Consider the following 2,262-nt stretch of genomic DNA (forward strand, 5'->3'; position numbering starts at 1 on the left):
AAGACTAATCTGGTACGGAGGTTCGATCAGAAGCGCAAGGAATCAATGGCTAGAGTGGCTTGCTTTAGTTAAAGCAAGTGGAATTAAACCATTGATGACAGCAGCGGCGACAGTGAAAAAGCACTTACCAGCAATCCTTAATGCAATGCGGCTGAAGGCATCGAATGGCCTGGCGGAAGCTATAAATGCCAAAATCCAATACATGAAGCTTAGAGCCAAAGGCTTTAGAAACAAACAACGGTTCAAGACAGCGATACTGTTCTATTTTGGGGGGCTTGATATGACTTTCCACCATGAACGGTGAAGAGCCATAGAGAACCAGCTTATCGCCTCGAGCACCGCAATGGCATGCACGTTTTGTCATCATGCATTCACACTTTCTCAGTGCGAGAAGCTATAAGTTAAGCATAATCAATGTGTTAGAAATGTAAGTGCAGTGATAATGTGCACGCCTCACCAGTGATAGGCGGCATGCACACTTTCTCGAGAAAGAGACAGACATCAAAAGCGAAAAATTATTTAATAACAGACAGTTAAGAAAGAAAAGACGCATGTAACGGTTTTGGGAAAGTGAGCGTGCGCGCTAATACAATGTTATATTTTCGGTCAAACTCACAATCCAGAAAATGAACGGGTCTTGTCTTGAAAGTGTGAACTCTTTCTCACTCTACACGCTGTACAGTTAAGGAGACTTAGATTGTAATGTTTACAACTATTGTAGATATTAAATGGTAACGATATGAACGTATTAGAAAATCTTAGAGTACTCAAAAAAGACATGGAAAGTAATGGCTGGGTGATCGATGCGTTTCCATTCACATTTAAAGCAATAGACTATATTGCTTTGGTCAAATTATATGATGAAAATGATGCTCAGAGACCAGAATATGCATTGTTAGAGCTCGAGTTTTTGAAAAAGAATAACATTTCAGACAACTTAGTTGCGCCAGCTAACACAACTAAGCTTCTGATTACGGCTCAAGAGCTTCGAGCATATTTTGGTATTGAGTGGTCACAAAATCTGCGTGATATCTTAAGCCAATTTTATGAATATCTCTCTGGATTTATCCCTTTGTCTGTTGGTTTACACAGATCTCGAGAAGTAGATGTCGCTATGGTTGAATCTTTGTCAAAGAGTGATAGTCAAGATCCAAGAAAAAGATACTGTTTTTCAGCTAAGAGAAATTCTAACGAAAGGAATAGAACCCAGTATAACGACAACAAAACGCGAATATTAAGACCAATTTTATACTCGAAACTATCAGGTGATCCTAAAGTAAGCTTTAACTACTCGTTAGAAGAGAGTAAGGAAAAATCTGATTCAGAAATAATCAGTAATTTTAGTTCCAATCACTAATTAACCGCTGGAAAAAAATATAACAAAGCATTCAAGAGTGATTCCCAACGCTTGGTATTTTTCATTCCATTGTTGGTTTTTGTGTTTAAGGTGGTATGGTCAGGTATTGTGGTAGCGTTGCTCACACCTTAATGCGGCGTTAAAAGTCACAAGGAGCTACTATGCAAGAGATCCATGAAAGGGTAATCGTAACAAATGACCTATCGTGCACTAGAGGCAATGAAGAGGTTTCTGTTGTTCACGCCTGCAAGAGTCCATGCCATCAAGGCGCAGTGGGCTACCGAGGAAAATTACCAAGTACTCATCCAAACTACCTAGTGCTAGAGCAAGAGTATGATTTATTTCTCAATATCATTGACCCACCTGTTCCGTTGTTCATGCCTCCGCTATTTACGGAATTTTTAGCGTTTGCCAATAAACACTGGTCTCAAGGCAGAAAACTGCTAATTCATTGTAATCAGGGAGAATCGAGAGCCCCCTCACTAGCAATGTTGTTTTTGGCGAAAGGTGTTTTTGCTATACCTGATACATCATATGAAGTGGCTAGATCTGAGTTTGAAAAACTCTATCCAAGATACAATCCGGGTAAAGGGATTGAAACGTACTTTTCAAAAAACTGGACGCAACTTGGCAGCAACTTTTAACAAGGCCAGCCAGAGGGAAGTCAAAACCGCCGCTTCGCTTTGGTTTTGCCTCCCCTGCTGGCGGCGTTAAAAGTCATCGAGTATCGCATGAATAATTGGAAAGCATCATTTTTCGTCACTCTTACACTTCTGGTCGGTAGTAATCTGTTTTGGCTGTATTCCGCAATTGATGCTGGCATTACATATACATATCAGCAAGTAAGCCTAGATGATCTAAATGATGCCCATAGCTTTCTGGGTGATCTTGTTGTAAAAGGTGGC

General features: G+C 40.2%; 3 protein-coding genes. All 3 read left to right on the top strand.

The genetic code is table 11. The annotated features are described in order from the left end of the window. A partial coding sequence (locus tag BZG76_RS15195) for a transposase (RefSeq protein WP_198532355.1) occupies window positions 1–304 on the top strand: 304 nt, incomplete at its 5' end. Window positions 305–739: 435 nt separating this feature from the next. After that, complete coding sequence (locus tag BZG76_RS15200) at window positions 740–1,357, top strand: DUF6037 family protein (RefSeq protein ID WP_077461945.1); 618 nt, start codon at window positions 740–742, stop codon at window positions 1,355–1,357. A 161-nt stretch (window positions 1,358–1,518) separates the two neighbouring features. Continuing rightward, window positions 1,519–2,001, top strand: coding sequence for a hypothetical protein (locus BZG76_RS15205; RefSeq protein WP_077461946.1), 483 nt, complete (start codon window positions 1,519–1,521; stop codon window positions 1,999–2,001). The last annotated feature ends 261 nt before the right edge of the window (window positions 2,002–2,262 follow it).

It is taken from the genome of Salinivibrio sp. AR647 (genome assembly GCF_001995415.1).
GTDB lineage: Bacteria > Pseudomonadota > Gammaproteobacteria > Enterobacterales > Vibrionaceae > Salinivibrio > Salinivibrio costicola.

Coding starts and splice junctions, on each gene's coding strand:
- BZG76_RS15200 (WP_077461945.1), top strand. CDS start 740: ATGAACGTATTAGAAAATCTTAGAGTACTCAAAAAAGACATGGAAAGT.
- BZG76_RS15205 (WP_077461946.1), top strand. CDS start 1,519: ATGCAAGAGATCCATGAAAGGGTAATCGTAACAAATGACCTATCGTGC.